We start from the raw sequence: 22,914 nt of genomic DNA on the forward strand, positions 1-22,914 counted from the left end.
CTATCGCCGCCGGGCAGGCGACTTGGACGTGGCCGCCATGGGGGCGGCCTCCAGGGCCGGCTTGGCCTGCGGGAGCCGCACGCTGACGCCGATGCCGAGCCGGTCCAGCTGCGCTGCCGCCCGCTGGATCGCCTGGGCCTGCGCGGCGGTGTCCTTGCCGGACAGCACGAACGCGTCCTGGTCTGGGTCGTAGACGCACCCGTTGGCGGCGAGGATCTGGGCGGCATCCGCCCGCTCGGGCTTGGTGACGTGGAAGTCCCGGCCGCTCAACGTGATCACCACAAGCTCCGGGGACGCGGCCGGGGTGAGACGGGCAGCATGGTCGTGGACCTGGGCGAGGGCCCTGTCATAGCGGGGCAGCAGGTCGGTGGTGATGTCCGCGGCGGCCTGGACCGGGTCGTCGGGGACGACGATGCCGTCGGGCTCGCGCACGGTGCGGAAGGCTTCCGCGGGGATACCGGCCGGAGCGACGGCGCCGACGAGGAACTCCTCGCCGCTGCGGGGGCGCGCGATGACGTACAGGCGGACGCCGTCATCGCGGGTGAGGACCGCGTCCTGGTCCAGGACGTGCTCGGCAATCGCCTGGGCGAGAAGGTTCATGTCCCACACGTGTTCGGCGCGGGCGAACTGGTCGGGGTAGTGCGCATGTATCTGGTGCTCGCTGGTCCAGTGGCCGGGGAGTTCGTCGGCGAGGGCGATGGCGAAAGACGCCAGGTCGGGGGCGGATTCGTAGTCGTGCATGGGTTCCTCGGGGATGGTGATCAGCGCCGCTGTCCGACGGGGGCCGGGAAAGCGGGCGCCGAGCTGGGCGTTGGGGTGGTCCGGGGCGGGGGCGGGCAGCCGCAGACGGCGGAGGCTTCGCGCTCGCCTGGGCCGACTTCGGCGCTGCACACGCTGCGCTGCGGGTGAGGCGTGTGCCGGTCGGCGAGATCGGCGCGCACGCCGGCCAAGTCGGCGCGGAGCACGTCCAGACGGCTTTCGGCGAGGTAGCGCAGCCGGGCGGCGGTGTCGATGTCGGCTGCCCCGCCCAGGCTCTGGCAGAACTCGGCGGTTGCCGCGAGGACATCGTCGAGTGCGGTGAGGATGCCGTCATGGGCGGCGGTGAACTCGTTCAGGGCATCCGCGACCTCGTCGGTGGTGGTCGCCTGGCGGATGCGTTCGGCCTGGTGGGCGACCAAGGCGCCGAGGGGGAGGTAGTGCGCCTCGCGCAGTTCGGTCTCGAACGCCTCGTCGCAGGCGATGTCGTACTTGACGGCGCGCAGCCGGGCCACGGCCCGGGTGGCGAGACGTTCCTCCTCGGCCTCGTCGAGGCCGGTGGGCAGCCGGTGGTACTGCTCGTGTACGCGGACGACGGGGACGAAGCCGGTGCGCTCAAGGATGCTGTGCGCTTCCGGGTCGCCTCCGCGGGCGAGGACTTCGCCGGAGTGCACGTCGCGTTGCAGGGTCAGGTGGCGGTCGGCAAGGGCCAAGGGCAGTGCTTTCTCAGGGGTGTTCAGCGGGAGCGGCGCGCGGGCGCCGAGTGTGGTGCCGGCGGTGTGATGGAGACCAGGGCGGCGCGCTGGCCTGCTCCGGGGAGATCCGCTGCGGTGGTTTCCAGGTCCTGCTGGATGCCGTGCAGACGCCGGGCGATCCACTCCAGCCGGTGGGCCGCGTCGGGCCCGTAGGCGTGGGGCAGCTCCTCCAGCCGGTGGGCGGCCTGCTCGACCAGGCCGCGCACCGAGGCGATGGGCCCGTTGGTCTCGTCGGCGAGCTGGCACATCAGCGTGGCGAGCTGCGCGGCCACCGCGGGCGGGGAGTGATCCGCCACCGTCCTCGGAAGTGCGGGGCGTTGGGCCAGCAGATGTGCGGGCAGCGGGCGCCCGCGGTGGGGCTGGGCGGGCACGAGGCCCAGGTCCCCCTCGATCAGGTGGCACTCCGTGCGGAGAACCTCCTGCAGGGGCCACGGCTGTCGGGCCCAGGCGCCGTCTGCGCGGATGAGGTTGGCGATCACATCGAGCCGGCCGGGGCGGGCCTGCAGAGCGACCCAGCGGCAGGCGCGCTCATCCCCGGCGGGGGCGAGGCCGGTGACGCGGGTCAGCCGCTGGGCGATCTCCGCCCACTCCGGCGGACGCAGGTCCCGGTCGGCGGGGTGCAGCCGGACCGCCACATGGAAGATCTCGGGGTCGTTGGCGTTCGGCCCGGCGGCGTAGGGGTGGAGATCGCGCGGCGCGAGGAGGTACTCCTCCCAGTCGGCGAACCTCCACGCCTGCGGGCCGCCCGCGGCGATGCTGGAGTCCAGGGGCGCGCTGGCCACCACGAGATCACCCAACACATCCTGTTCGTTCATCTCGTGGCCCAGGGCCGCGGACAGCGGGAAGGAGGGGAAGAACTCCGCCTCGTGGATGTACGGGATCACCGGCCGCCCCGGGCATCTGCGAGGTGCACGAGTTGGTTCAGCGCGGTGGTGGAGTACCACCCGCAGTCGATCACGGTGCCCGCGTCGGCGAACTTCGGGATCAGGTAGTCCTTCAGGGCGCGCAGGTAGATCAGGCAGTCGGGGCAGCGCCGCGAGAGATGGACCAGGTAGCGGGGGTGGGCGGTGACGAAGGTCTGCTGCCCGCCGTTGGGGTCGCGCAGCCGCCACCCGTCCTCGTCGGTGGGCGTGTGCCAGGACGGGTTCACCACCGTCATGGCATCGCCCCACAGCTCCCCGCCGGCCACGCCCTTGAGGATGACGACCTGGTCGCCGGGCCGGAAGTGGCCATGGGTCATGTCCCTCGTGGGCGTGAGGATGTCGGCGGGAACGTAGGGCGGGCGAACAGCTTGGGGCACGAGGGGGTCCTTCCACGAACGGCACGGGGTGGCGGCGGGAAGGACAATGGTCCGCAGGATCCCCGGTTTTGCTAACCGGGGATCGTCGGGTATAAGGCATCCCTCGCCTGCCCCGAAGAGTTCACCGTGCCCTAGCGGAACGGGTTCTCCGTGCCGCGATCGGCCTCGGTGGCGGCATCGAGAAGCTCGGGAAGATCAGTGCCTTCAGCGTCCCGCTGGTCGATCCACCACCCGGCGCGGGTGATCGTGCGGATCTTCTCTTCGAGTACGGCCCAGTCCGCCTCGTCCCAGGTGTCGCCTTCGGTGACCAGCGCCGTGTAGGCGGCGGTAACCAGCTGGTGGCGGGAGCGTTCGCCCCACTCCAGAGCCTTTTCGGGGCCTTCGAGCGCGGGCATGTCGAACTGGACGGCCCAGTCGGCAGCCGCCTGCTGTTCGGCGGCGCGGCGGGCGGCGAGCCACTCCTCCTTGCTCGCGCTGTCGCCATCGCGGGCGGCCTTCCAGCAGTCGGTGCACTCCTTGGAGGCGAGCCAGCGGGCGAAGGCGGCCCGCTTGTCGGCGGGGCGGTCGGACAGATTGCGGGTCACGGCGTGTCCACAGGTGTGGACAACTTCATAGGACGTTCGCACAGCCATGGGTGAATCTCCTTGCAGGTAGCGGGTGTTCAGCGGGCGGCGTGCGCCGTTGTGCGGCGGTGCCGGCCCCGGCGGCGGGCGGTGGCACCGGGAACGGCGATGTCGCGATGGTCGACGAGCAGGACGGTCAGCGTGAGTGCGGCGCCGGCGGCGGGCAGGGCCGCACCGAGGTGGGGATGTTCGGCGAGCGTTCCGGCCAGGGCGGTCCCGGCGGCCTGGCCGGTGCCGACGGCGGCGATCAGCCAGGCGTACGCCTCGGTCGTGGTGCCGGGTGGGGCGAGGGCGTCCACGGTCAGGAACGCCGAGGTGATCACGGCGGTGAGCAGCAGGCCCGGCACGGCCGTCAGCGCGACCGCGGAGACGGGGCCGGTGGCAGCCATCAGCGGCAGCCATCCGGCCGCGAACAGGGCTGCTGCCGTGAGGAGTTGCCCGGTAAGCGAGCCCGGCCAGGTCCGGCGCCCGTAGAGGAAGCCGCCGACGAGGCTGCCAGTGGACAGCGCGGCGGGGATCAGCCCGGACAGCAGGTCCATCCCGAGATCCTCGGCGAGCGAGACTGCCCACACATTCATCGATCCCAGGGCGAGACCGGTGCCGCTCACCGCGACGAACAGCCACCGCAGCCCCGGGTGGGCCAGGGGGCCGAGCGCCCCGGTGCGGCGAGCCGTGGGGGCGGGGCGCCAACGCCGGGAGGGCGCGGCGCTCAGCACCACGGCGGCGCCGAGCAGCCCGAGCACGGCGCTCACCACCATCGCGGTGCGCGGGCCCGTCGTCGTGGACAGCACCGCGACCAGCGGGGGCCCGGTGACGTAGATCAGCCCCTGGACGCCGGTGTCGAGCGCGAGCGCGGCCCGGCGCTGCGCCTCGTCGGGCAGGACAGCGGGCCACAGAGCCCGCAGTCCTGCCTCCAGCGGCGGGGTACTCAGCCCGGCGAGCGCGACGAGACCGGCCGCCGTCCCGGGACGGGCGGCGACCTCCACCACCGACAGGGCGAGCAGGCAGACCGTGGTGAGCAGGACCGCGGTGGCGGTCACCAGGCTCTGCCCGCGCCGGTCGACCATGCGGCCCAACACCGGCTGCCCGATGGCGGAGGCCAGTCCGTACAGCGCGCACAGCAGCCCGCCCGTCTTCAGCGATCCACCCTGGTCAGCGACGAGAAGAAGTACTGCGACCGGGCACATGCCGTTGGGAAGGCGGCCGATCAGCGTGCCGAACAGCAGGCGGGCGACGTGGCGTTGCGCGAGCAGCGGGCCGGAGCCAGTGGTAGAGGTCAACGAACGCTTTCTGGGGTGAGACACCCCGGGACGGGGTGCTAGCGGCGGCGGGCCGCGCCGGGGGTCGGGGGTGCGGCCGGTCCTGTGGGCGGCGCGGGCGCAGGTGCCGGGGGTGCGGAAGGGACGTGGAACACGGGGCGTGGCGTGCGGTGGGGTGGCAGAACGCCGGCCCCCAGGCCCTCAGTGGCGGACTCGATTTCCTCTCTGAGCGCGCCCAGCTGCCGCGCGAGGACGGACAGGCGGGCGGCGGAGCGCTGCCCCTGCTTCGTCTCCAGCGCATCGGCGAACGCCGCCGCCCGGTCGAGGAGTTCGGCCAGGCGGGGCAGCGGACCGCAGGAGAAGCCGGAGTCGTCCACGGCATCGAGCAGCGCCATGTAGACATCCCCGGAGTGCCGCGCCTCGTCGACCTGCCAGACCAGCTTCGCGACCGGCACCTCCGCTTGGGGAGCCTGGGGCGCGAAGGGCGCGAAGTTGCGGTTCAGGACTCCTGCGGGTACCGCGGGCGGGGCCGCTTGGACCGCCTCGTTCACGGTGTCGTAGTGGCCGAGGACCCGCACCTGTTCGCTGCCGAGTTCACCGGCCAGCACCACCACGGTCTGCTCGCCGTTCTCGACGAGATAGGCCCGGGTGATCAGCTCGTTGTCGGCGCTGTACCAGACGTCGTCGATATCCAAGTCGCCGCGCCGCCAGGCTGCCTGCGCCAGGTCCGTCCAGAGCTGCTGTTCCTCGGATGTCAGCGCTGGGCCTGTGGGGCGGTGCTGTTCGGCGAGGTTGCTGATGATGAAGGAGCGCTCGGCCCAGGCCGGAACGTAGGGCCACAGCTGCAGGTGACGGACAGCGGATGCATCGGCGGTGGGCTGGTCGGCGGGCGCGGACCGGATGCGGTTGATCTGTCCGGTTGCGTGGGCCAGGTCGTCGATCAGCTCGTGCCAGGCGGCATGGTGCCGGGCCGGCGGCATGGCGTCCACGGCGGTGCGTGCGGAGGCCAGGAGCGTGTCCGCGTGCGGCAGGACGTGACGTTCGAACGCCTCGGCGGCTTCCTGGCGCTGGCCGCGTGCGATGGCTGCCGTGGCATGGGAGGCGTCCGGGGCGTTGGCCGCGTGGGCCCAGGCGCGCTCGTAGCGCGTGTGGATCAGCGCGAACTGGCCGTTGAAGGTGTGCAGTTCGTCGAGGGCGGTACCGAGGGTTTCGGCGCGGGTATCGGTGATGAGGTACTCCGAGGCAGGGTTCAGCGGCGCGGGCCGGGGGCAGGCGCGGCGACGGCCGGCAGGGGCAGCGCGGCGGTGGGCAGCGCCTTGGGCTTGGCCGGGATGACGGACGCAGGGGGTGTGGCGGCGCGTGCCATCTCGATCAGCTCCTCGCCGTCGATGAGCCACACCGCCCCCGCATCGGCGAGCGCCTCGGGATCCGGGTCGTCCAGCGCGTCGAGGTTCAGGCCGTCCTCCATGCGATCCAGGAAGATGGCCTGTTCGACCGGGAGCGGCGTGGTGCCGCCGCGCAGGGTGGCGATGAATGCGATGGCGTGGGTGCGGAACCGGTAGAGCGCCGACTCCAGGTCGACGGTGTCGTACGTCCCGGGTTCGCGCTCCTGGACCCAGCGCAGGTCGTGCTCGGCTTCGGCGAGCCGCGAGAGATGGACGGCCCGCTCGTAGTCGGGCAGCAGGCGCGTCTGGATGAACCGGGCGGCGAGCCGGGCGTCGGAGGCGGTGATGCTGCGCGGAGCCGGGTCTGTCACATGGACGTGATCCGGGCTCGGGGTCAGGGCGCCGACCACGTACGCGCCGTCCGAGGGACGCTCGATCAGCAGCAGCTCGGTGCCGCCGCCGTCGCGGAGGATCGCCGCGAAGCCCAGGCTGTTCTTCTCCAGGAGGTCGTGCAGAGCGCCGGTCTCCCACACGTAGTCCCGCAGATAGTGCTGGTCCTGCGGCTCGCGCAGGGGCTCGATGTCGGCCATCCAGTGGCCGGGCAGCGCCGCCACGATCGTCTCGGCGATGTCGCCGAGGTAGGGGCGGGGGTGGGTGGCGACGCTCACCTGGCAGTCACGGGCGGCTTGGTGGAGATGGGTGAGTGCTTGACGCGCTCGGGGCGGGGCGTCCAGCGACAGGGTGCGGATCTCGTTGTGGTTCGTGGTGAAGCCGGCCAGGTCCAGGGAGGTCTCGGCCCACCTGCGGCCGGTCCCGCTCGGCAGGGCAATGATCTTGTCGTGGGCGCTGAGGTACAGCGTGATCTGGGCGGAGGGGGGCATGGGGCCTTACGTCGTGAGGGATCAGCGTCGGGGCGGCTGCGGGGACTTGGGCGCAGGCTTGGACGGCATCGAGGCGGGGATGCGCGGCGGCCACCAGTTCACCGGCGCGCGGTGCCCGGCGGCGGGCAGCAGGTTCGGGTCGAGATCGACCTGGTAGCCCGCGGCGCTGAGCATCTGGGCGGCATGGGTGGCCTGCCGGTTCTCGTTGTCCTGGCCGGTGTCGAAGTGCAGCCGGATCCACACGCCGCGCAGGGTCGGGCGGAAGATGAAGCCCGCACGGACGAGGATCTGGGCGGCGAACTTGTCGACGGGACCGTCGACTTCGACTTCGCCGCCGTTCTTGCGTGCGATGCGGATGGGCTCGGTGCTCATGCTCACCGCCCCCGTGCCGGCCCTGCGCCCTGGGAGCCTGGGGCGAGGGGGGCGGCGGCCGGTTGGGGTGAGGGCCGTGCCGGGGCGGTGGACAGCGCGGGGGCGCGCTGTGGCGAGGCGACCGCGGCGGCCTGGGCGATGCGCTGGCGGCGCTCCATCAGCCCGTTGCGGACGTACGGCCGGGCGGGCTCGGGGGTGACCGCGGGGTCGAGCGAGTAGTCGGCTTGCACGGTGAACCCGTGGACACGCAGGTCCTGTACGGCCTGGCGGGTGCGGCGCTGGCCGTCCTGTTCCGGCTGGGTGATCCGGTACACGCCCGGCAGGTCGGGGACGGGCTCGAACTGCTCGCGGGTCAGGAACCACTCGGCTAGGTGCGGGGTGACGGCGGCCGTGGGGGCGGCGACGAAGCCGTACTCGGGGTGGACGGCGAAGTGGAAGTGGTCGGACAGAGGGCGGATCCTTTCTGCGTGGGTCAGCGGTGTGCCGCCGACGGCCGGGCCGCGGCGGGGGCTGCCGGGCGGGCGGTGAGCAGGCGCGGGCTCGGAGCCGACAGCGCCACCGGTCCGCCGGGGACGGCGGCACGGGCCTGGCGCTCGAACGCCTCGCTGCCGGCGAGCCAGGTCTCGATCGCGGGCAGGGCGGCGAGACCGAAGCGGCTGCGCGCCTGTTTCCACCCGCCGACGGAGAACAGGACGCCGCTCAGGGCCTTGTCCTCGTCCCGCGTTTCCTGGCTGTCGGCGAGTGCCGTGCGCAGACGGCCCAGCGCGGCAGCGTCCTGGGGCCAGGCGGTCATGGCGGGGCGGCACCGGCTGAGCAGGACGGGAGCGTGCTCGAGAACGTCGCGGAAGGAGAGCCAGGCGTAGTCCGCGAACGTGCGCTCCATCTCGGGAATCATCTGGGCGTCGGCGAGCGGCACAGTCGCTGTAGCGGCCGGACGCCTTGATGGCCTGCAGCGTCTCGTACTCGGACCGGATGCGCTCCAGCGCACGCAGGACCGTGTCGAGCCGCCGCTGGTGCAGGGCCCGGCTGTAGAAGGGCAGGAACGAGGTGACGGCGAGGCGAGCAGCGCGGGCCGGTTCGCCGGGCAGCACGATGCTGCGCGGCGCATTCGGCTCCTCCCAGTTGTCGTCGTACTCCTCGGTCGCGAAGGCGCCCAGAAGATAGCCGCTGCTGTGACCGGGGCGCTCGATCAGCAGCAGTTCGGTACCCATCCCGTTCGTGAGGACGACCGCGCCGGGCACGGGGTCGTGGAGCAGCGCCTGGAGGAGGTCGCCGCTGTCCCACAGCGGGCCGATGAGGTCCTCCTGCACGAGAGGGTTGTAGTAGAGCTCCAGGCGCGCGCTCCAGGTGCCGGGTAGCCGGGCAGCGACGTCCTCGCCGAAGTCCCCGAGGTAGGGCCGGGGGCTGGTGGTGATGGTCGCGCCGTGCTCGTGGGCGCGGTGCACCAGGGCGCTGGCCATCTGGCGGGTGGCCGCTCCATCGGTCAGCGGCGCGGCGAAGGCGCCGCCGGGGATCCGCCGGGGCCGCTCGGCTCTGCCGCCGGCCTCGGTGTGCAGCTGCGCGGCGGTGGCGATCAGCTGGGTCCGGGCGGTGGCGCACTTCTCGGCCGCGATGATCCGCAGCGTCTTGGGGTCGCCTCGCAGGTGCGAGGTCTCCACCCCGGGGATGGCCTCGCGGTAGAAGCCGGTGGACACACAGTCCAGGGCCCCGGTCAGGTGGCCCATGGCGCCGGTGATGGCGGTCATCGCCTCGGCGAGCCGCATCAGAGTTTGGCGCTCGGGGAGGTAGACCGTCTCAGGTTGAGCGAAGCATTCCTGCGCACGTTCGCCGACGTAGAGAAGGTGGTGCGCGAGCACGGCGATGTCGTCGGTGAGCGCCACCGGGTCCACCTCCGCATGGCTGGTGGGCAGCTGTGCGGCGACCTCATTGAGCCGCCGGGCGAGGTAGTCCAAGGTCGTCTGGGTGACACCGGAGGCCATCAGACAGCCAACTCAAGCCCGCCGGTGCGCGAACGTTTCAGCGCGGTGCGCAGCGCACGGCCGTGCCGGAACGCGAACTCGCGGGCGGGGCCCTCCAGTTCAAGGAACGCGGCGCCGCCAGCGGTCATCTGGGCGGGATGCTGTCGGTAGTAGTAGACGACGTGCGGCAGCAGCTCGCCCGGTGCGAGGTTGGTGACGCCGTTGACCATGACGAAGTCCTCGCCCTGGGGCAGTCCCCCGTGCCCGCCAGCGGCCACGACCAGTTCGGTGCGGGCCAGCAGCATGGTCTGGCCGAGCGGGATCTGGGCTTCGGGACTGGTCCAGTACCCGGTCACGTCACCGGGCTGGTGCACGCCGGGGGGCGTCGGGCAGCGCCAGATCGTGGTGGAGCCGTCTTCGTGCAAGTCGGCGCTCCAGCCCGCCACCCAGCCCAGACCGGTCTCGGTGATCCGCTGGTGCCGGACGGCGAGGCTGTCGTGCGGCACGAGATCGTCGTCGTCCATGTAGCACACCAGAGGGGTGCGGACGGTGCGCAGGCCCAGATTGCGGGCGGCGGCAGCACCGACCGGGCGGGGCAGTTCGACCACGCGGATGCGGGCATCGGCGGCCAGCGGTTCGGGCAGCAGCGTGCGGTCGGCCCCGTCGAGGACGAGTACGGCCTCCCAGGGCACGGTCTGCCGCATCAGGCTGGCGTGCAGTTCGGCGAGGTAGCCCAGGCGTTCGGGCCGCAGCCGGGTGGCGATGACGACCGTGATGTCGGGACGGGAGTGCGAGGACAGGACGTTCTCCAGAGACGAAAGGGGCGAGGTCAGCGGTGGGCGGCGGGCCGTGCGGCCGGTGAGGCGGGTGCCGGCGCGGCGAGGGGCGGCGCGCTGCGCGGCGGCCGTGTGGCGGGCACCGGTTGTCCGGGAAGCCACAGGGAGGGATGGTCGCTGAACCGGGTGCGCGGATCGGTGTCCCAGGCGACGACCGGCCCGCGGGCGACTTCCGTGAGGCTGATCACCTCGATCCCCTCGGGGCGCAGGATGTAACCCCACTCGAGATAGCTGGAGTTGGCCTCGGTGATGACCTCCCGCTCGGCCGGGGAACCGTCGGCGTTGACGACGTTGTGCATCTGGCGGCTGGGCCACCGGTCGCGGCCGGCCAGCTGGGTCGCCAGGGACTTGGGCGCGCCGTCGAGTAGGTCGGTGCCCAGCTCGTCCCAGGCGACGTCCACCTCGTCGACGAGGTGGACGCTTATGGCCTCGACATCGCGGTTGAAGCGGTACTGGTAGGCCGCCAGGAGCAGCGGAAGACGGCTGCTGGGGTAGCCGTCGAAGTGGACGTACACCCCGGTGTAGCCGGTGTCGGTGGGGCGGGCCACGAACGAACTGGTGGACAAGGAACCTCGAAGGGGGGAGGAGGGGAGTGGAACGGCTGAAGGAGCGAGGAGTTGGGTGTGCTCAGCGGCGGCAGGGGGCGGCTCAGTGACGTGCGCGGGGGCGGGCGGACACTGCGGCGGATACCGTCGCGGGTGGGGTCTGCGCGGTGCGTGGTGGGCGTGTGGCGGGCACGGGCCGGTCGAATCCCCACAGGAGCTGCTGATCGCTGAAGCGGCTGCGTGGATCGGTGTCCCAGGCGACGAAGGGGCCGATGTCTGCCGCGTGCAGCGGGACGACCTCGATGGCGTGCGGGTGCAGGACGTAGCCCCAGTCCAGGCCATCGGTGTCGTAGTCGGTGATGCGCACGGGCGGATCCCCTGCGGGGCGGTCGTCGTACTGGGCGCCGGGCGAGGTCCAGTTGACGGAGAGATCGGCCCGCAGGTGCGCGGGCATTCCGGTGAGCAGGTCGTTGCCGAGCGTGGACCAGCCGACGGGCACCCGGTCGATCAGGTACGCGGCGAGGGCGTCGACGTCACCGCCGAATCGGTGCTGGTAGGCAGCGAGGAGCAAAGGGAGGCGGGCGCTGGGGTAGCCGTCGTGGTGGACGTATACGCCGGTGAAGCCGGTGCCGTTGGGGCGGGCGATATAGGAACGGGTAGACAGGGGGCGCCTCCGTCGGGGCGGGCCAGGAAGGACTCGTGGGCAAGGAACCTCAGGGGAGTCGAGGTCACCGGCTGGGGGCCGGTCCGAAAGGGGAGTTCGGCGGCTCCGGGAGGGAGCGCGCAGGTGGTGCTGGCCGGGCAATGGCCCTGCGCCGTCGGTGTCGGCGCGGGAAGGTACGCGGCGCGCAGTGAGGCCAGGCTGGCGTGCCTGCCGACGGCGAGCGCGGACCACGCGTGGCTGGCCGCGTCCATGAGCAGCCGCGGCGGTGAGCCCGTTGCCGCACCGCGGTGCTGGTCACGCCACTGGGCGGCGGCCTGGAGATAGTCGCTCACCGCGCGGAGCACGGGCTCGGCGGCCTCCAGCAGATGAGAGGTGACGGCATGGACCTCAGCTGGTGTGTCGGCCGCAGCGAGGGCGTCCAGGTACGGAGCCAGGTCCAGCTCTGGCGCTGGCCGGTCGGGCAGCGGGTGCGCGGCCAGGAAGGACTGGGCGTCGCGCTGCGCCCACCGGCGCAGGTCGCTGCGGGTGACGGCACCCTGGCGCGCGGCGCGCTGCTCGGCGCCGCGCCCGGCATGGTCGTTCGGCTCGAAGTCAGGCGGAAGCGGAGTTCACCGGCGGGCCGGAGGCGTCGGTGCGGGCGCAGGTGTAGGCCAGCAGCGTGGAGGGCGCGGCCTTCGCGGGGACGGTGGCGGCGTCGTTGCAGACGAACGTGTACTGGATGGAGCTGCGCGGAACGTCGTGCAGCCAGGCGCGGTCGTCCTTGCCGGGGTTGAGCTGCAGACCGGAGCGGGCGACCGCGTCGGTCTGGGTGTGGGTGTGGGAGAAGAAGACCAGCGCGCCGCCGTCGGTGGTCTTGAGCGCGTACGCGTCGCCGTAGCGGTTGGTGGCGCTGGCGAACGTGCTGGTGCCCTGGCTGCCGTACTGGGTGACGGTCTCGTCGTGGACCTTGATCTGCAGGCTGCTCGCCTTGCTCTCGGTGAAGATCTTCTTCCCGGAGTTCTGCCCGCCGGTGGCGAAGTTGTCCAGGACGCCCTCCCTGAGCCGATCGGCCCCGACGGCGAGGTCCTTGTTGCTGTTGGCCGCGACGGCGGTGGCGTATCCGTCGGCGTCCAGGGCGACCGTGGGCAGGTCCGGGCCGTACATATCGGCGACGGAGACCATCTCCCACCGCTTGTGCTGCGGCTGTTCGGCGAAGACGGCGAGTCGGCTGGGGGCCTTGCCCGGGGTGGCGGAGAGCGCGGCGGCGAACCAGCGCGGCTGACCGTTCGCGATCCGCGGGATGTACAGCTGGGTGTTCTGCGTGTCGTACGCCCACGGCGTGTACGCCTTGCGCTCGGACGGGGTCAGGCCCTCGGACTCCTTGTACTCGGAGACCGACATGGCATACATCGGGCCGTCTTCGACGGTGTCGAGCAGGTCGCGGTCGTTGTCGGTGTTGGCCTTGTTGTTGACCTGCGAGTACCGGTCGATCGCGTCGAGGGCCTGCTGCTTGGTGAGCGCGGGCGGCAGCTCCCGCGGCTTGTCGGCGCTGGCGGACGGCGTGGAGCTCTTGGTCTCGGGGCTGTCGCTGCCGCTGCCGCAGGCGGTCGCGGCCAGTGACACGCAGACAGCGGCGATGGCCAGGGGGAATCGGTGGAGGGTGCGGCGGATGAGGTGCTCCTGGGGAAGGGGGGTGGGTGATCCGCCTCTAGGGTCCGGGCAATCCCCGGTTTTGCTAACCGGGCATTGCCCGCTATGTTTCGCCCTCCCTGGCCGGTGACGCGGGGCGCGAAGCTGCCCGCAGCGGGGCAGTGCGCGACGTCTGTCCAGGTCAGTGGAGGGTTCTGGAGGCGGTGGGTGATACGGGTGGAGACACGGGCAGTGCGTCAGGTGACCGAGTCCGGTGATGGGGAGAGGGAGACGGTGCACGGCGTGTGCCGACGGCCGCCGCAACGAGCAGGTCGGCGTCCCGGTGCAGGTCGCCGGCCGCGTCGGTCAGGTGCCGGTGGGCGCTGCGGAGCCGTTCGCCGAGGACCGCGCGTGCGCGGCTGAGGGCCTTGGCCCGCTCCGGCGTACGTGGGCCGGCGCTGATCTCATGGAGGCGGCCGATCTGGACGACGGCCTCACCCAGCTTGGCCAGGGCCCAGCCGAGAGGATCGGCCGCACGGGTCAGCAGGACGACCTTGTCGTGGGCAAGGGAGTCCGGCGCGCTGGGATGCCGCTTCACCGCCCGGCCATGGACGGCGGCTTCATGCGCGAGCGAGGCGAAGATGCCCGCAACGACGTGGACTTGGTCTTCTACCTCCTCGCTGATGCTGGCGAGCGAGTGAGCGGACTCCGGGGCAGGCAGGTCGTCGGCGGCATGGTGGATGCGCTCGGCCAGCGAGTGCAGATGCGCTGCCTGGTCCAGGCCGGCGAGCGGACCGGGAGGCTCGGGCGGCGTCACCGGGTGCGACCAGGAGGGGGCGCCACTGCCGTCGGCAGCCCGACGCCGATGCCCGCAACAGTCGCCTTGGTCGTCTGGCGTACGGGAGGACCGGGGAGCCAGGGCGCGCATGCGCTCGACGGCGACGTGCAGGTCTTCACCGAGCCCGCGCAAGGTGGACGCGGCGTCCTCCAGGTCGTAGTGGAGGTCGAAGGCGTCGTCGTGGTCGGACTCCTTGGCCTTCTCGGCTGCCGCTTCGAAAAACTCGGCGAGCCGCTCCAGCAGGCCGTCGGTCGGCTCCAGGACCTGGTCGGTGAGGTCGGCGGCGTGCTCGTAGGACGTCGTGCCGTTGAGCTGATCGGTGAGCGCGAGCACCTGACGGCCGTACACGTAACGGCCGCCTGGATCGGTGGGGGTGGTGACACCCGCAGCGGCGGGGACCGCGGGGAGTGGAGAGGACGTGGGCAGTGGGGATCTCCTGAAGCAGGGGACGGGCAGCGAGGCCCGGGGCGGAACTAGCGGCGGTGGGCGACGGGCGTCGAGCCCGGCAGCGCGGCGCGGGTGTTCAGCGCGGGCGCCGCGGCGGGCGGCGGCAGGCTGTGCCGGAGGTTCACGCCAATGCCGCGGGCGGCGAGCTGCTGTGCCACGGCCTGGACGCGCAGGGCCTGCCCGGCCGCGCCGTACGTGGCGGGCAGCAGGAAGGCGCATTGGTGCGGGTGGTACTGAAAGCCGTGGATGTAGAGCGCATCACGGGCCTCGGCGGGCACCGTCGTGTACGGCGCGCCGAGGACGCCGTCGGCGTACCGGGTCAGCGTGAGGACCTGGTCGACCTCGGGCGGCGCGGGGCGCAGCGGGGGCTCGGGCCGGACCTGCTGGTTGTGGCGCACGGCCGCCAAGGCGCTGCGGTAGCGGGGCAGGACCCGGCGGCTGACCGCGACGGCCGCCCGCAGCGGGTCGTTGCCGACCTTGATGCCGTTGGGCTCCTCCACGCCGGAGAAGTGGTGCGGCTTGAGGCCCTCGCCCGGTTCGAGCGGGGCCACCAGGAACTGGTCGAGATGCAGCGGGCGGTCGATGACGCACAGCCGTTGCCCGTCGGGGCCCGACAGCAGTGCGTCGTGGCGAAGGACGAATACTCCGACGGCCCAGTGGACGTGGCCGACGTCCCAGACCTCGTCGTCAAGGGGGAACTGGTCGCCGTACTGGTCGTGTTGGCGGTATGCGCTGTGCCAGTCGCCGGGCAGGCGGGAGGCGAGAGAGTCGGCGAAGGAAGCGAGGTCGGCGCGGGATGCAGGCATGGGCTCCTCGGAGGTAAGAGGCAGGGCTACCGGCTGCGTGTCGCGCGGGAGGGCGTCGCGCCGGCCGCGTCCGGGCGGATCGGGGCGACGGCTGGACGGCGTGCCGGGGGCGGGGTGGCGTGGTCGGCCGCCGCAACCTGCCGGTAGGCGTGGATGAGGGTCTTGAGGTGCTTGATGGCGTCGGCGCGGCGTGCGGCCAGGATGTCGATCTGCGTGGCGCTGTTCTGCAGGACGCCGAGCGAGTTGATCGTCGTCTTCCCTGTGGCGGCGCGCGTCAGATTGGAGGCCGCGTACTGGGCCGCATCGGCGAACTGCTCGTGCAGGTAGTCCAGTTGGCGCGCGGCCGTGAACACGAGCTGGGCGACGACGTCCGCAGGGCTGTCTGGGGTGTGGCGCCGTTCGAGATGCCGAGGCGAGGCGCCGAGCGCCTCGTTCACCATCTGGGAGCCGACGGCCGAAAGGGGTGGAGTGCTGGAGGGGGCTGCCATCAGGGCGTGGGATCCAGAGGGGTGAGGAAGAGGTGGGATGGGCTGGGCCTTCGCTGGCGCTGTCGGGAGGGGCGTCGGTTCGTGAAGACCTGCGCTCTGCCTGCGACGGGGATGCTTCGGTGCTCCCTACCGGTGGCGTGCGCTCGGCGGGGGCGGTGGGAGCGCCGGGTTCTGCTGCCGGGCCGGGGCCGGGACGAAGCGGTGGAAGTGGAGGTGGGCGTTGAGTTCGCTGACTGCGTCGCGGAGCGATTCCGACGCACGCCGCAGATAGGCGCGTGCCGTTGCGTGGTCGAGGACCATGCGGTTGCCCTGGTAGTGCCGGTCGTCCGGATGGGAAGTCCGGTTCAGGGGCAGGGAGTTCTCTGCGGTCTCGGCGAAGTGCGGTGCCGCGTGGCTCAACATGGTGGCTGCCGTCGCGAGGTGGGCGAGAACGGCGGTGCCGGCGCGGTTCGTGCTGTGAGCGCTCCCGGCGAACTCGGCAGTCAGGTCGACGACTTCGCGGGAGAGGGCCTGTGCCTCGGCGGCATGCTGGAGCAGTTCGGTGTAGGACGGCGTGGCCGGCACACGGCCGGTGTCGTCCAGCAGCTGGCATTCCTCGGCCAAGGCGAGGAGTCTGGCCTTCAGGTCGTTGAGCGCGCCGATCATCTTGAGGGTGTCGTCGCGAGGTATGAGTTCGCGCTGGAGCAGCTTGCGCTGGGCGTCGGGATTCATGAGCCTCCGGGGAAAGTCAATGCATTCGGGAATCTGTATCGAAAAGAGCCAATTCGTGCGGGTGGAGGAGATGTTGGACGATGAAAGATCGTCCGGCGACCTTCCATAGGCCCCTTCCGCGGTTGAGGTGGGAGATCGCGTCGCTCTCCACCGAGGTGAGGCCCAAAAGGGCTGCCGCCGCGTGGAGCTGGTCGGTCTCCTGGCGGTAGATGATGCGGGTGGAGCAGTCGGCGAGCAGACCCTCGGCGAGGGCGCGCCCCCGGGATCCGGCGTCCCCGGCGGTGAGGAGGTCGGACAGCCGGTGGATCACCATCAGGTTGGCGATGCCCAGGCCGCGGCTGAGTTTCCATTGGGACTGCATGCGCTGGAGGAGGCCGGGGTGGCGCATCAGGCGCCATGCCTCGTCGTAGACGATCCAGCGCCGGCCGCCGTTCGGGTCGGAGAGCGCGGACTCCATCCAGGCGGAGGCGCAGGTCATGGCCAGGACGAGGGCGGTGTCGTCGCCCGAGCCGCCGAGGCGGGACAGGTCGATGGTGAGCATCGGGCTGCCCGGGTCGAACACGACGGTGGAGGGCGCGTCGAACATGCCCGCCAGGTCGCCGTGTACGAGGCGGCGCATGGCGTGGGCCAGGTCGCGGGAGGCGTCGCCCAGGCGTCCGGACATCAGACCGCCGACGGCGTCCAGCTCGTCGGGGCTGTTGAGCATGGTGGCGATGTCGCCGAGCAGCGGGGTGCGCCCGGTGGCGGCGGCGCGGGTGACCACGGCATCCAGGGCGACGTCCAGCCCTGTGTGCTCCATCGGCAGCAGGTCCCGCCCGAGGACGGTGCGGGCCAGGGAGCCGAGCAGCAGCAGGCGCCGTTTGCGGATCTCGCCTGCCCAGTCTGTCTCGGAGACCGACGGCGGGCGCGGGGCCGCGTCCAGCGGGTTCAGTTTGCCCGGCAGGCCGGGGCCGAGGGCGATGGAGGTGCCGCCGACGGCGGCGGCCACCGGGGTCCATTCCCCCTTGGGATCACAGGGCACGTAGACGCGGTAGCCGAAGGCCACGGACCGCAGGGCAAAACTCTTGGCCAGGGCGCTCTTGCCCTGGCCGATCACGCCCGCGAGCAGGACGTTGGGGTTCGTGAAGCCTTCGATGCGGCCGTACAGGGCGAAGGGGTCGAAGCAGAAGCTGGCTTCGGCGTGCATGTCGCGGCCGATGTAGATGCCTTCGGCGCCGAGTCCGCCCTCGGCGAGGAAGGGGTAGGCGCCCGCGACGGTTGCGGTGGTCATGCGGTGCGCGGGCAGCTTGAGCTTGCCGCCGCGTGCTGAGGCGGGGCCGGGGCGGCCGTGGGGCGGGAAGAGGGCAGCGGGCATCTCCTGTTCGGCCGGCTCGGTGCCGGACGGGTGCTGGGCGGCTTCGGCGCGTGCCTTGGCGGTGGCCTCGGCGAGCTGGCGGCGTGCGGCCTTGCGGCTGGCGCGGTCGGTGCCGTGCGGGGTGAACAGCGGAGAGGCCGAGGCGCGGCGGGCGCGCCGGGCGGGCCGGTGGGTCATGGCGGAGCGGCTTTCAGATGACGGCGGGCGCGGTGGAGCCCGTGAACCAGCACGGGCAGGCGCCGTTCAGGAGGCGGGAGTTACTGGACACAGGCGGTGGTGTGTGCGGGGTGGCCCAGGTCGCTGGGGGTGGTGGTGCGGCGTACGAGGTGTCCGGCGGCGAGGTGGCGCTGGCAGATGGTCAGCGCCGGAGGGCCTTCGGGGAGCCGCTCGGGGTGGCACTCCGCCTCGTCCGTGGACGGTTCGTGGACGGGCGGTATGAGGTGGAAGGCGTCGTGGACGGCGGCGCTGGCCTGCCACAGCCGGGTGCCCGCGGTGGCCAGGTGACGCCCGGCGGCCGGATGTGGGGGCCGGGTCGCGGTGGAGAGCCGGTCCAGCAGCTGGTGCAGCGCGATCAGATGGGAGTGCAGTACGTCGAGGTGGGCGCGGTCCGCAGGAACGGGGCCAGCCTGTCCCCGGGGGGACAGTGCGCGGGTGTGGTGGCGGACGCCGGCACTGGCGGCCCGCAGATACGGGTGGGCGTCGGTGACGGGAGAGGGAGTGGTCAAAGAGGAGTCCTTCGTGCCGGGCGGCAGGGGCTGGGGGAGGTCAGCGGGCGCGGCCAGGCGCTGACGGGGGCGGTGCGGGCGGCAGGAGCGAGCCGCGCGCCGGCGCGCGGCGGGCGAGGACGCGGGCCTGTTCGAGGCGCAGGTCGATATACGTCCCGGGCCCGCGGACGCCGGGGTGGCTTTGGCCGGGGACCAGGTTTTCCTCGCCCTGGCGGGAGGTGCCGGGGTGGCGGACGTCTTCCAACCACTGGTGGAAGGAAGGCAGTTGGCTCAGCCTCTGGTAGGCGTCGTCCAGGTCGGCGCCGTTGACGACGAACAGCCAGGGCAGGTGGCCCTCGTCGGCGCCGGGTCCGCGCAGAGCGAGGGTGAAGGCTCGGCGCGGCGGGTCGGCGACCAGCAGTTCGAGCTGCGCCACGAGGGTGTCCAGGGCGTCGCTGGCCTCCAGGGCTGTCTCAAGGCGGGCGTCGTCGTACGCGGCGTACTGGTCCTCGATCACTTCCCCGTCCTCGGTGCGGTGGGCGTCCAGCCGCTGCTGGTGGCGCCTCTGGAGTTCCTGCACCGGGGCGAGCAGAGTGCGAAGTTCGTCGAATAGGTACCCCGGGCGGGGGCGGGGCGTCACAGCGCGGTCCGGGCGAGCGGGAGCGCGCCGAGGGTGAAGGCGTCGGGCTGCTGGTAGTAGAGGCGGCGCAGGTCGACCTGGGCGGTGACGGCGGCGGTCTCGATCTGCGCGCACGCGGCATCGAGCAGGGCGTCGGTCTCGGCGGAGACGGTGAGCAGGCCGGTCAGGGCGACGTCGGCGTGGCCGGCGATCAGCTGGCGTTCGCGGGTTTTGACGTCGGCGTACTCGACGCTGTCGGCCTCGGAGTCGACCTGGCCGCGCCGCGAGCGTTCGGCGGCATCCGAGATGATCGCAGCTTTCTTGCGCTGGACGTCGCGCATCGCCGACTCCAGCCCCTGGGGCACGTATATAAGGGACAGGCTGCGCCGTACCCCGGCGCTGAACATCAGCCCGTGGAGGAATCCGGCGCCGGTCTCCGTTCGCGGCCAGTCCTCGACCCAGTAGGTCGCGTGCCGCGCGGAGTCGGTGGCCAAACGGTCGTACTCCTCGACCTGGACGACGGGCCCGGCGGCAGCGGGGTCGGCTTCGGCCCGTCCGCTTTCGGACCACTGCTGCAGGCCGGAGAGCGCCTTGGGGTCATACGCGGTGCGGATGACGGCGGCTATCTCGCGTGCGGTCAGCCAGCCGGTGACCATGAGCCCGGCGCTGCGGGCGGCCTGGGCGATGGCGCTGGTGGTCTGCTCCATCACCGTGAACGCTCCGGGGAAGCCGCCGCCCGCCTGACTGATCAAGCGCTTGGCGGCCTTGAGGTCCAGGGAGATGGCCAGGTACGCCTCGTGCGGGGCGGCGGCCGGGCCGGCGGAGGCGACGAGGTCGGAGTACACCTGTCCGGCCACCGAGGTCTGGGGGTAGCCCTGCTGGGTCCAGTGGCGGGCGAGGGTGTCGCCGCTGTCGGGCACGGTGCGCTCCAGGACCTGCACGGTGGCGACGTGGCCGGTCCGCGCGATGCCCGCGAGTGCGCGTCCCCACCCGGTGACGTTGTGGTTCTGGGTGGCGGGGTCGAGCAGGGCGAAGGCTCTGCTGGAGACGCGGGCGACGGCGGTCAGGGTCTGGTGGTGCGGGTCGTGGACCGCGGCGGCGCCGTTGGCCGAGTCCGAGGGGGTGACGACGCGCAGGGAGGCGGCGGTGCCGGGCAGGTGGAGGGTGCCGTCGTGGCGCGGGCGGGTGACAGGCCGGGCGAGCCACAGGGTCTGCCCGCTGCGGCGGCGCCGGGCGAAACGGACGACGATCGGCGCCCAGTCGATCAGGGACCGGCCGCCTCGGCGGATGGCGACCAGGGCGGCGACCGCGGCCCACAGCGGGGTGAGCGCGATGGCGCCGAGCAGTCCGGTGCTGACGACGGTGACCAGAAGCAGTGCCAACGCGCTGGAGACGAGGACCAGTTGGGGAAGGGTGAGGCCGAGCAGGATGCCGCGCTTCGACCTGTGGGGGAATTTGACCGTGAGGGGGGTGATGGAGAGTTGAGACAAGGGCCGTTCCGGTGGTGCGCGGGCGGGGCCGGAGCGGCACACACGGGGAGTGGTGCGTGCCGCTCCGGCGCGAAGGGACGGGGTCAGATACCGGTGGGCGGAGGCGGCGGAGGCGCTCCGGCGCCGCTGGCACCGGGCGAGGAAGCGGAGTTCGGTGCCTGGGGCGCGCCCTGCGGCGGGGGCGTGGTGGAGGCCGCCGGGTTCGACAGGAATCCGCCGCCGGACGGGGATCCCGAGCCTGAGCCGGGTCCGCCCTGGCCGGGACCGCCGCCGAACTGGCCGCTGGTGTCATCGCGGGTGCTCGTCGGCGGAGGCTGAACGGCCTTCTTCAGACCGCCCTTCATGCCCTGGCCACCCGAGGAGCCGCCGGAGTCCTGGCCGCTGCCGCCGGTGGGGTTGGCGGCAACGTCGCCGGGGAAGCCGCCGCCGGGCACCGAGTCCGGTCCTTGTGGGGCGGCGCCCGCTCCGGCTGCCGCGCCGCCGGTTCCGGCGGTGGCTGCCATCGCGGCGGCCTTGCGGCCGGCGCGCTCGGTGTGCTGCTTGGCGAGCTGGGCTCCGGCACCACCGGCACGGTGAATCGATTCGCCGTCGGTGCCTTCAGCGGCCCAGTGCACGAACTTGAAGGTCGCGTACGGGCACAGCAAAACCAAGATCATGATGACGATGCCGGACATGACGTCGGCGAGTGCGCCGAGTCCGTCCTTGGCCTCGGTCTTGCCCATGGCGGCGATGCCGAGCACGAAGATCACGGTCATCAGCAGCTTGGATACCACGAGGGTGGCGGTGGCTTCGATCCAGCCGCGCCGCCAGCGGCGGGCGACTTCCCAGCCGCCGCCGGCACCGGCGAACACCGCCAGGGTGACCATGACGAGGATGCCGACCTTGCGGACCATCATCACGCACCAGTACATGAAGGCGCCGATGGCGGCTCCGATGGCGGCGAAGACCGCCACGAGCCAGCCCAGTCCGGCGAGTGCCGGGATCTGGGAGACCTTCACGATGCGCCGCACGGCCGATTCGATCGACAGGCGCGACGCCTTGAACAGCCCGTCGGACAGGGCGTCGACGACTTCGATGGCGACGGTGGTCAGGGCGATGGCGCTGAAGGCGAAGATCACGCCGGATGCGGTGCCGGTGAACGCCTGGGTCAGGGCCTCGCCGTCGCGGCGGATCGCGGCGCGCACCAGCTGGGCGCAGAACGTCGCGACCAGGATCACCAGGCCGATCGGCAGCAGCATCGCGTAGTTGTCGCGGAACCAGCCGGCATTCAGGTCGACGCGGGTGGTGGCGTTGACGGCCTTGGCGGCCAGGTCGGCTGCGGTGGCGGCGAGTTCGCCGGAGGACTTGGCCATCCAGTCGCCGATGACCTTGCCCGGATCGCTGGCGAAGTCGACGGCACCCTTGGCGGCGCCGGCGATGCCGCACACCTTGTCGGCGAGGGGGATGTCGCAGAAACCCACGGGGAGGTGGCCTCCTTTCTTGTGTCAGGCGCGGGTCACTGCGTGACGTTCGGGGCGATGGCGGCCAGGGTGCAGTCGTGGCTGGGGCGGCACTGGACGGCCAGGGTCACGGCGCGGTCCTCGGCCCCTTGGCCGCCCTTCTTCCAGGCGATCTGCTGCTTGCCGTTGACGGTGACGACGTAGATGTACGCCTTGGTGATCGCGGACGGGTCCTCGGCCAGGGCCGATTTGAACGCGGAGGGGAAGTGGCCTTCGGTGACCGTCGCGCTGGCGTGCTGGTCGTTGTCGGCCATGCGCGACCACAGGGTCGGATCCGGTACCTGAGCGGTGACCGACGTCCAGTCGGCGTACGTGGATTCCTTGGTCATCCACGCGTTCATGCCGGCGAGCTGCTGGTCGCGGGTCGTGTCCCTGGTGTCGTAGGACCAGAGCATCTTGGCCGCAGCCTTGGCGTAGGCCACGGGCTCGGCGACCTGCGGCGGCTGGGGCACCGACCCCGTCCCCGTGGTGCCGGGCTGCGGCGCGGTCTCGCCGGGGCCGGTGCTGTTCGCGGCCGACGGTGCGGCGGACTCGGAGTGGCCGCCGCCGTTGCCGCAGCCGGTGAAGGAGGCGACGCCGGCGGCCAGCGCGAGCAGGACGGTGAGGCTGATCGCGACGATGGCGATGCGGCGGTTGGCCGACCAGCCGACGCCGTAGGACGAGAGAGAGGGGAAGCGCTTCATCAGTGGACCTGCGCCCCCAGGGCGCTGAAGAACGCGACAATGCCATTGGCCGCGCCCAAGCCGAGGGCTGCGCCCGCGGCGACGATGGCGCCCTTCTTGCCGTTGGCCTCGGCCTGGTGGCCGCCGGTGTGGTGGCCCCAGGCCCACACACCGAGCGAGACGGCCAGGGCCCCGACGACGGCGATGATCCCGAACATGTTGATGCTGTTCACCACGTTCTTCAGCACGCTCAAGCCGGGCAGGCCACCGCCCTTGGGGGAGATGCCGGGGTCGTAGGCGAGGTACATGACGCGGTCTGCGAGAGGTATGGGCATGGGTGTGGCGGGACTCCTT

24 protein-coding genes are annotated in these 22,914 nt (G+C 72.1%); all 24 read right to left on the minus strand.

The genetic code is table 11. The annotated features are described in order from the left end of the window. The 24 genes from AB0G17_RS06455 to AB0G17_RS06570 all read right to left on the minus strand — a co-directional run bounded on the left by AB0G17_RS06455 (position 1) and on the right by AB0G17_RS06570 (position 22,895). Positions 1–741: a hypothetical protein gene (locus AB0G17_RS06455; RefSeq protein ID WP_361376423.1), complete on the minus strand. Its 741-nt coding sequence runs from the start codon at positions 739–741 to the stop codon at positions 1–3. Positions 742–761: 20 nt separating this feature from the next. After that, positions 762–1,469 (minus strand): hypothetical protein, encoded by a 708-nt coding sequence (locus tag AB0G17_RS06460; protein WP_361376426.1) that lies wholly within the window; start codon positions 1,467–1,469, stop codon positions 762–764. Positions 1,470–1,492: 23 nt separating this feature from the next. Then, entirely contained in the window at positions 1,493–2,395 is a 903-nt protein-coding gene (locus tag AB0G17_RS06465) for a hypothetical protein (protein WP_361376429.1), read from the minus strand. Continuing rightward, on the minus strand, positions 2,392–2,751 hold the full coding sequence (locus tag AB0G17_RS06470) for a hypothetical protein (RefSeq protein ID WP_361377172.1): 360 nt from the start codon (positions 2,749–2,751) through the stop codon (positions 2,392–2,394). Before AB0G17_RS06470 ends, AB0G17_RS06465 begins: the two co-directional genes overlap by 4 nt. A 191-nt stretch (positions 2,752–2,942) precedes the next feature. Continuing rightward, a complete protein-coding gene (locus AB0G17_RS06475; RefSeq protein WP_361376432.1) occupies positions 2,943–3,443 on the minus strand; it encodes a hypothetical protein in 501 nt (166 codons plus the stop codon). A 29-nt stretch (positions 3,444–3,472) separates the two neighbouring features. Beyond that, entirely contained in the window at positions 3,473–4,714 is a 1,242-nt protein-coding gene (locus AB0G17_RS06480; RefSeq protein WP_361376435.1) for an MFS transporter, read from the minus strand. A 38-nt stretch (positions 4,715–4,752) separates the two neighbouring features. Next, on the minus strand, positions 4,753–6,090 hold the full coding sequence (locus tag AB0G17_RS06485) for a hypothetical protein (RefSeq protein WP_361376438.1): 1,338 nt from the start codon (positions 6,088–6,090) through the stop codon (positions 4,753–4,755). 890 nt (positions 6,091–6,980) lie between these two features. After that, a complete protein-coding gene (locus AB0G17_RS06490; RefSeq protein WP_361376441.1) occupies positions 6,981–7,331 on the minus strand; it encodes a hypothetical protein in 351 nt (116 codons plus the stop codon). 2 nt (positions 7,332–7,333) lie between these two features. Then, positions 7,334–9,310, minus strand: a complete 1,977-nt coding sequence (locus AB0G17_RS06495; RefSeq protein ID WP_361376444.1) for a hypothetical protein — start codon at positions 9,308–9,310, stop codon at positions 7,334–7,336. Continuing rightward, on the minus strand, positions 9,310–10,227 hold the full coding sequence (locus AB0G17_RS06500) for a glycosyltransferase family 2 protein (protein ID WP_361376447.1): 918 nt from the start codon (positions 10,225–10,227) through the stop codon (positions 9,310–9,312). Before AB0G17_RS06500 ends, AB0G17_RS06495 begins: the two co-directional genes overlap by 1 nt. After that, positions 10,119–10,691, minus strand: coding sequence for a hypothetical protein (locus tag AB0G17_RS06505; RefSeq protein ID WP_361376450.1), 573 nt, complete (start codon positions 10,689–10,691; stop codon positions 10,119–10,121). Before AB0G17_RS06505 ends, AB0G17_RS06500 begins: the two co-directional genes overlap by 109 nt. An 82-nt stretch (positions 10,692–10,773) precedes the next feature. Beyond that, positions 10,774–11,241 carry a hypothetical protein gene (locus tag AB0G17_RS06510; protein WP_361376453.1) on the minus strand — a complete coding sequence of 156 codons (468 nt, stop codon included), beginning with the start codon at positions 11,239–11,241 and terminating at the stop codon, positions 10,774–10,776. Between the two features lie 684 nt (positions 11,242–11,925). Continuing rightward, the gene (locus tag AB0G17_RS06515) at positions 11,926–12,936 is read right to left on the minus strand and encodes a hypothetical protein (protein ID WP_361376456.1); all 1,011 of its coding nucleotides are present in this window, start codon (positions 12,934–12,936) and stop codon (positions 11,926–11,928) included. Positions 12,937–13,144: 208 nt separating this feature from the next. After that, complete coding sequence (locus AB0G17_RS06520; RefSeq protein ID WP_361376459.1) at positions 13,145–14,128, minus strand: hypothetical protein; 984 nt, start codon at positions 14,126–14,128, stop codon at positions 13,145–13,147. A 125-nt stretch (positions 14,129–14,253) separates the two neighbouring features. Then, positions 14,254–15,033, minus strand: a complete 780-nt coding sequence (locus AB0G17_RS06525; protein ID WP_361376462.1) for a hypothetical protein — start codon at positions 15,031–15,033, stop codon at positions 14,254–14,256. Between the two features lie 26 nt (positions 15,034–15,059). After that, on the minus strand, positions 15,060–15,521 hold the full coding sequence (locus AB0G17_RS06530; protein ID WP_361376465.1) for a hypothetical protein: 462 nt from the start codon (positions 15,519–15,521) through the stop codon (positions 15,060–15,062). A gap of 126 nt (positions 15,522–15,647) precedes the next feature. Next, a complete protein-coding gene (locus tag AB0G17_RS06535) occupies positions 15,648–16,232 on the minus strand; it encodes a hypothetical protein (protein ID WP_361376468.1) in 585 nt (194 codons plus the stop codon). A 16-nt stretch (positions 16,233–16,248) separates the two neighbouring features. Beyond that, entirely contained in the window at positions 16,249–17,763 is a 1,515-nt protein-coding gene (locus AB0G17_RS06540; RefSeq protein ID WP_361376471.1) for an ATP-binding protein, read from the minus strand. Between the two features lie 80 nt (positions 17,764–17,843). Then, complete coding sequence (locus AB0G17_RS06545; protein ID WP_361376474.1) at positions 17,844–18,311, minus strand: DUF6238 family protein; 468 nt, start codon at positions 18,309–18,311, stop codon at positions 17,844–17,846. Between the two features lie 40 nt (positions 18,312–18,351). Beyond that, positions 18,352–18,870 carry a hypothetical protein gene (locus AB0G17_RS06550; RefSeq protein ID WP_361376477.1) on the minus strand — a complete coding sequence of 173 codons (519 nt, stop codon included), beginning with the start codon at positions 18,868–18,870 and terminating at the stop codon, positions 18,352–18,354. Positions 18,871–18,926: 56 nt separating this feature from the next. Further along, positions 18,927–20,399 (minus strand): SCO6880 family protein, encoded by a 1,473-nt coding sequence (locus AB0G17_RS06555; protein WP_361376480.1) that lies wholly within the window; start codon positions 20,397–20,399, stop codon positions 18,927–18,929. Between the two features lie 83 nt (positions 20,400–20,482). Beyond that, complete coding sequence (locus AB0G17_RS06560) at positions 20,483–21,859, minus strand: ATP-binding protein (protein WP_361376483.1); 1,377 nt, start codon at positions 21,857–21,859, stop codon at positions 20,483–20,485. A 35-nt stretch (positions 21,860–21,894) separates the two neighbouring features. Beyond that, on the minus strand, positions 21,895–22,581 hold the full coding sequence (locus AB0G17_RS06565; protein ID WP_361376486.1) for a hypothetical protein: 687 nt from the start codon (positions 22,579–22,581) through the stop codon (positions 21,895–21,897). Beyond that, entirely contained in the window at positions 22,581–22,895 is a 315-nt protein-coding gene (locus AB0G17_RS06570) for a DUF6112 family protein (protein ID WP_361376489.1), read from the minus strand. Before AB0G17_RS06570 ends, AB0G17_RS06565 begins: the two co-directional genes overlap by 1 nt. Positions 22,896–22,914: the final 19 nt, after the last annotated feature.

Origin of the sequence: Streptomyces sp. NPDC023838, assembly GCF_040639555.1 — a bacterium.
Taxonomy (GTDB): Bacteria; Actinomycetota; Actinomycetes; order Streptomycetales; family Streptomycetaceae; genus Streptomyces.

What these genes read in the sequence shown, in the direction of transcription:
- AB0G17_RS06495 (WP_361376444.1), bottom strand. Translation starts at nt 9,310, where the DNA reads ATGGCCTCCGGTGTCACCCAGACGACCTTGGACTACCTCGCCCGGCGG.
- AB0G17_RS06525 (WP_361376462.1), bottom strand. Translation starts at nt 15,033, where the DNA reads ATGCCTGCATCCCGCGCCGACCTCGCTTCCTTCGCCGACTCTCTCGCC.
- AB0G17_RS06470 (WP_361377172.1), bottom strand. Translation starts at nt 2,751, where the DNA reads ATGACCCATGGCCACTTCCGGCCCGGCGACCAGGTCGTCATCCTCAAG.
- AB0G17_RS06535 (WP_361376468.1), bottom strand. Translation starts at nt 16,232, where the DNA reads ATGAATCCCGACGCCCAGCGCAAGCTGCTCCAGCGCGAACTCATACCT.
- AB0G17_RS06475 (WP_361376432.1), bottom strand. Translation starts at nt 3,443, where the DNA reads ATGGCTGTGCGAACGTCCTATGAAGTTGTCCACACCTGTGGACACGCC.
- AB0G17_RS06530 (WP_361376465.1), bottom strand. Translation starts at nt 15,521, where the DNA reads ATGGCAGCCCCCTCCAGCACTCCACCCCTTTCGGCCGTCGGCTCCCAG.
- AB0G17_RS06565 (WP_361376486.1), bottom strand. Translation starts at nt 22,581, where the DNA reads ATGAAGCGCTTCCCCTCTCTCTCGTCCTACGGCGTCGGCTGGTCGGCC.
- AB0G17_RS06570 (WP_361376489.1), bottom strand. Translation starts at nt 22,895, where the DNA reads ATGCCCATACCTCTCGCAGACCGCGTCATGTACCTCGCCTACGACCCC.
- AB0G17_RS06455 (WP_361376423.1), bottom strand. Translation starts at nt 741, where the DNA reads ATGCACGACTACGAATCCGCCCCCGACCTGGCGTCTTTCGCCATCGCC.
- AB0G17_RS06490 (WP_361376441.1), bottom strand. Translation starts at nt 7,331, where the DNA reads ATGAGCACCGAGCCCATCCGCATCGCACGCAAGAACGGCGGCGAAGTC.
- AB0G17_RS06540 (WP_361376471.1), bottom strand. Translation starts at nt 17,763, where the DNA reads ATGACCCACCGGCCCGCCCGGCGCGCCCGCCGCGCCTCGGCCTCTCCG.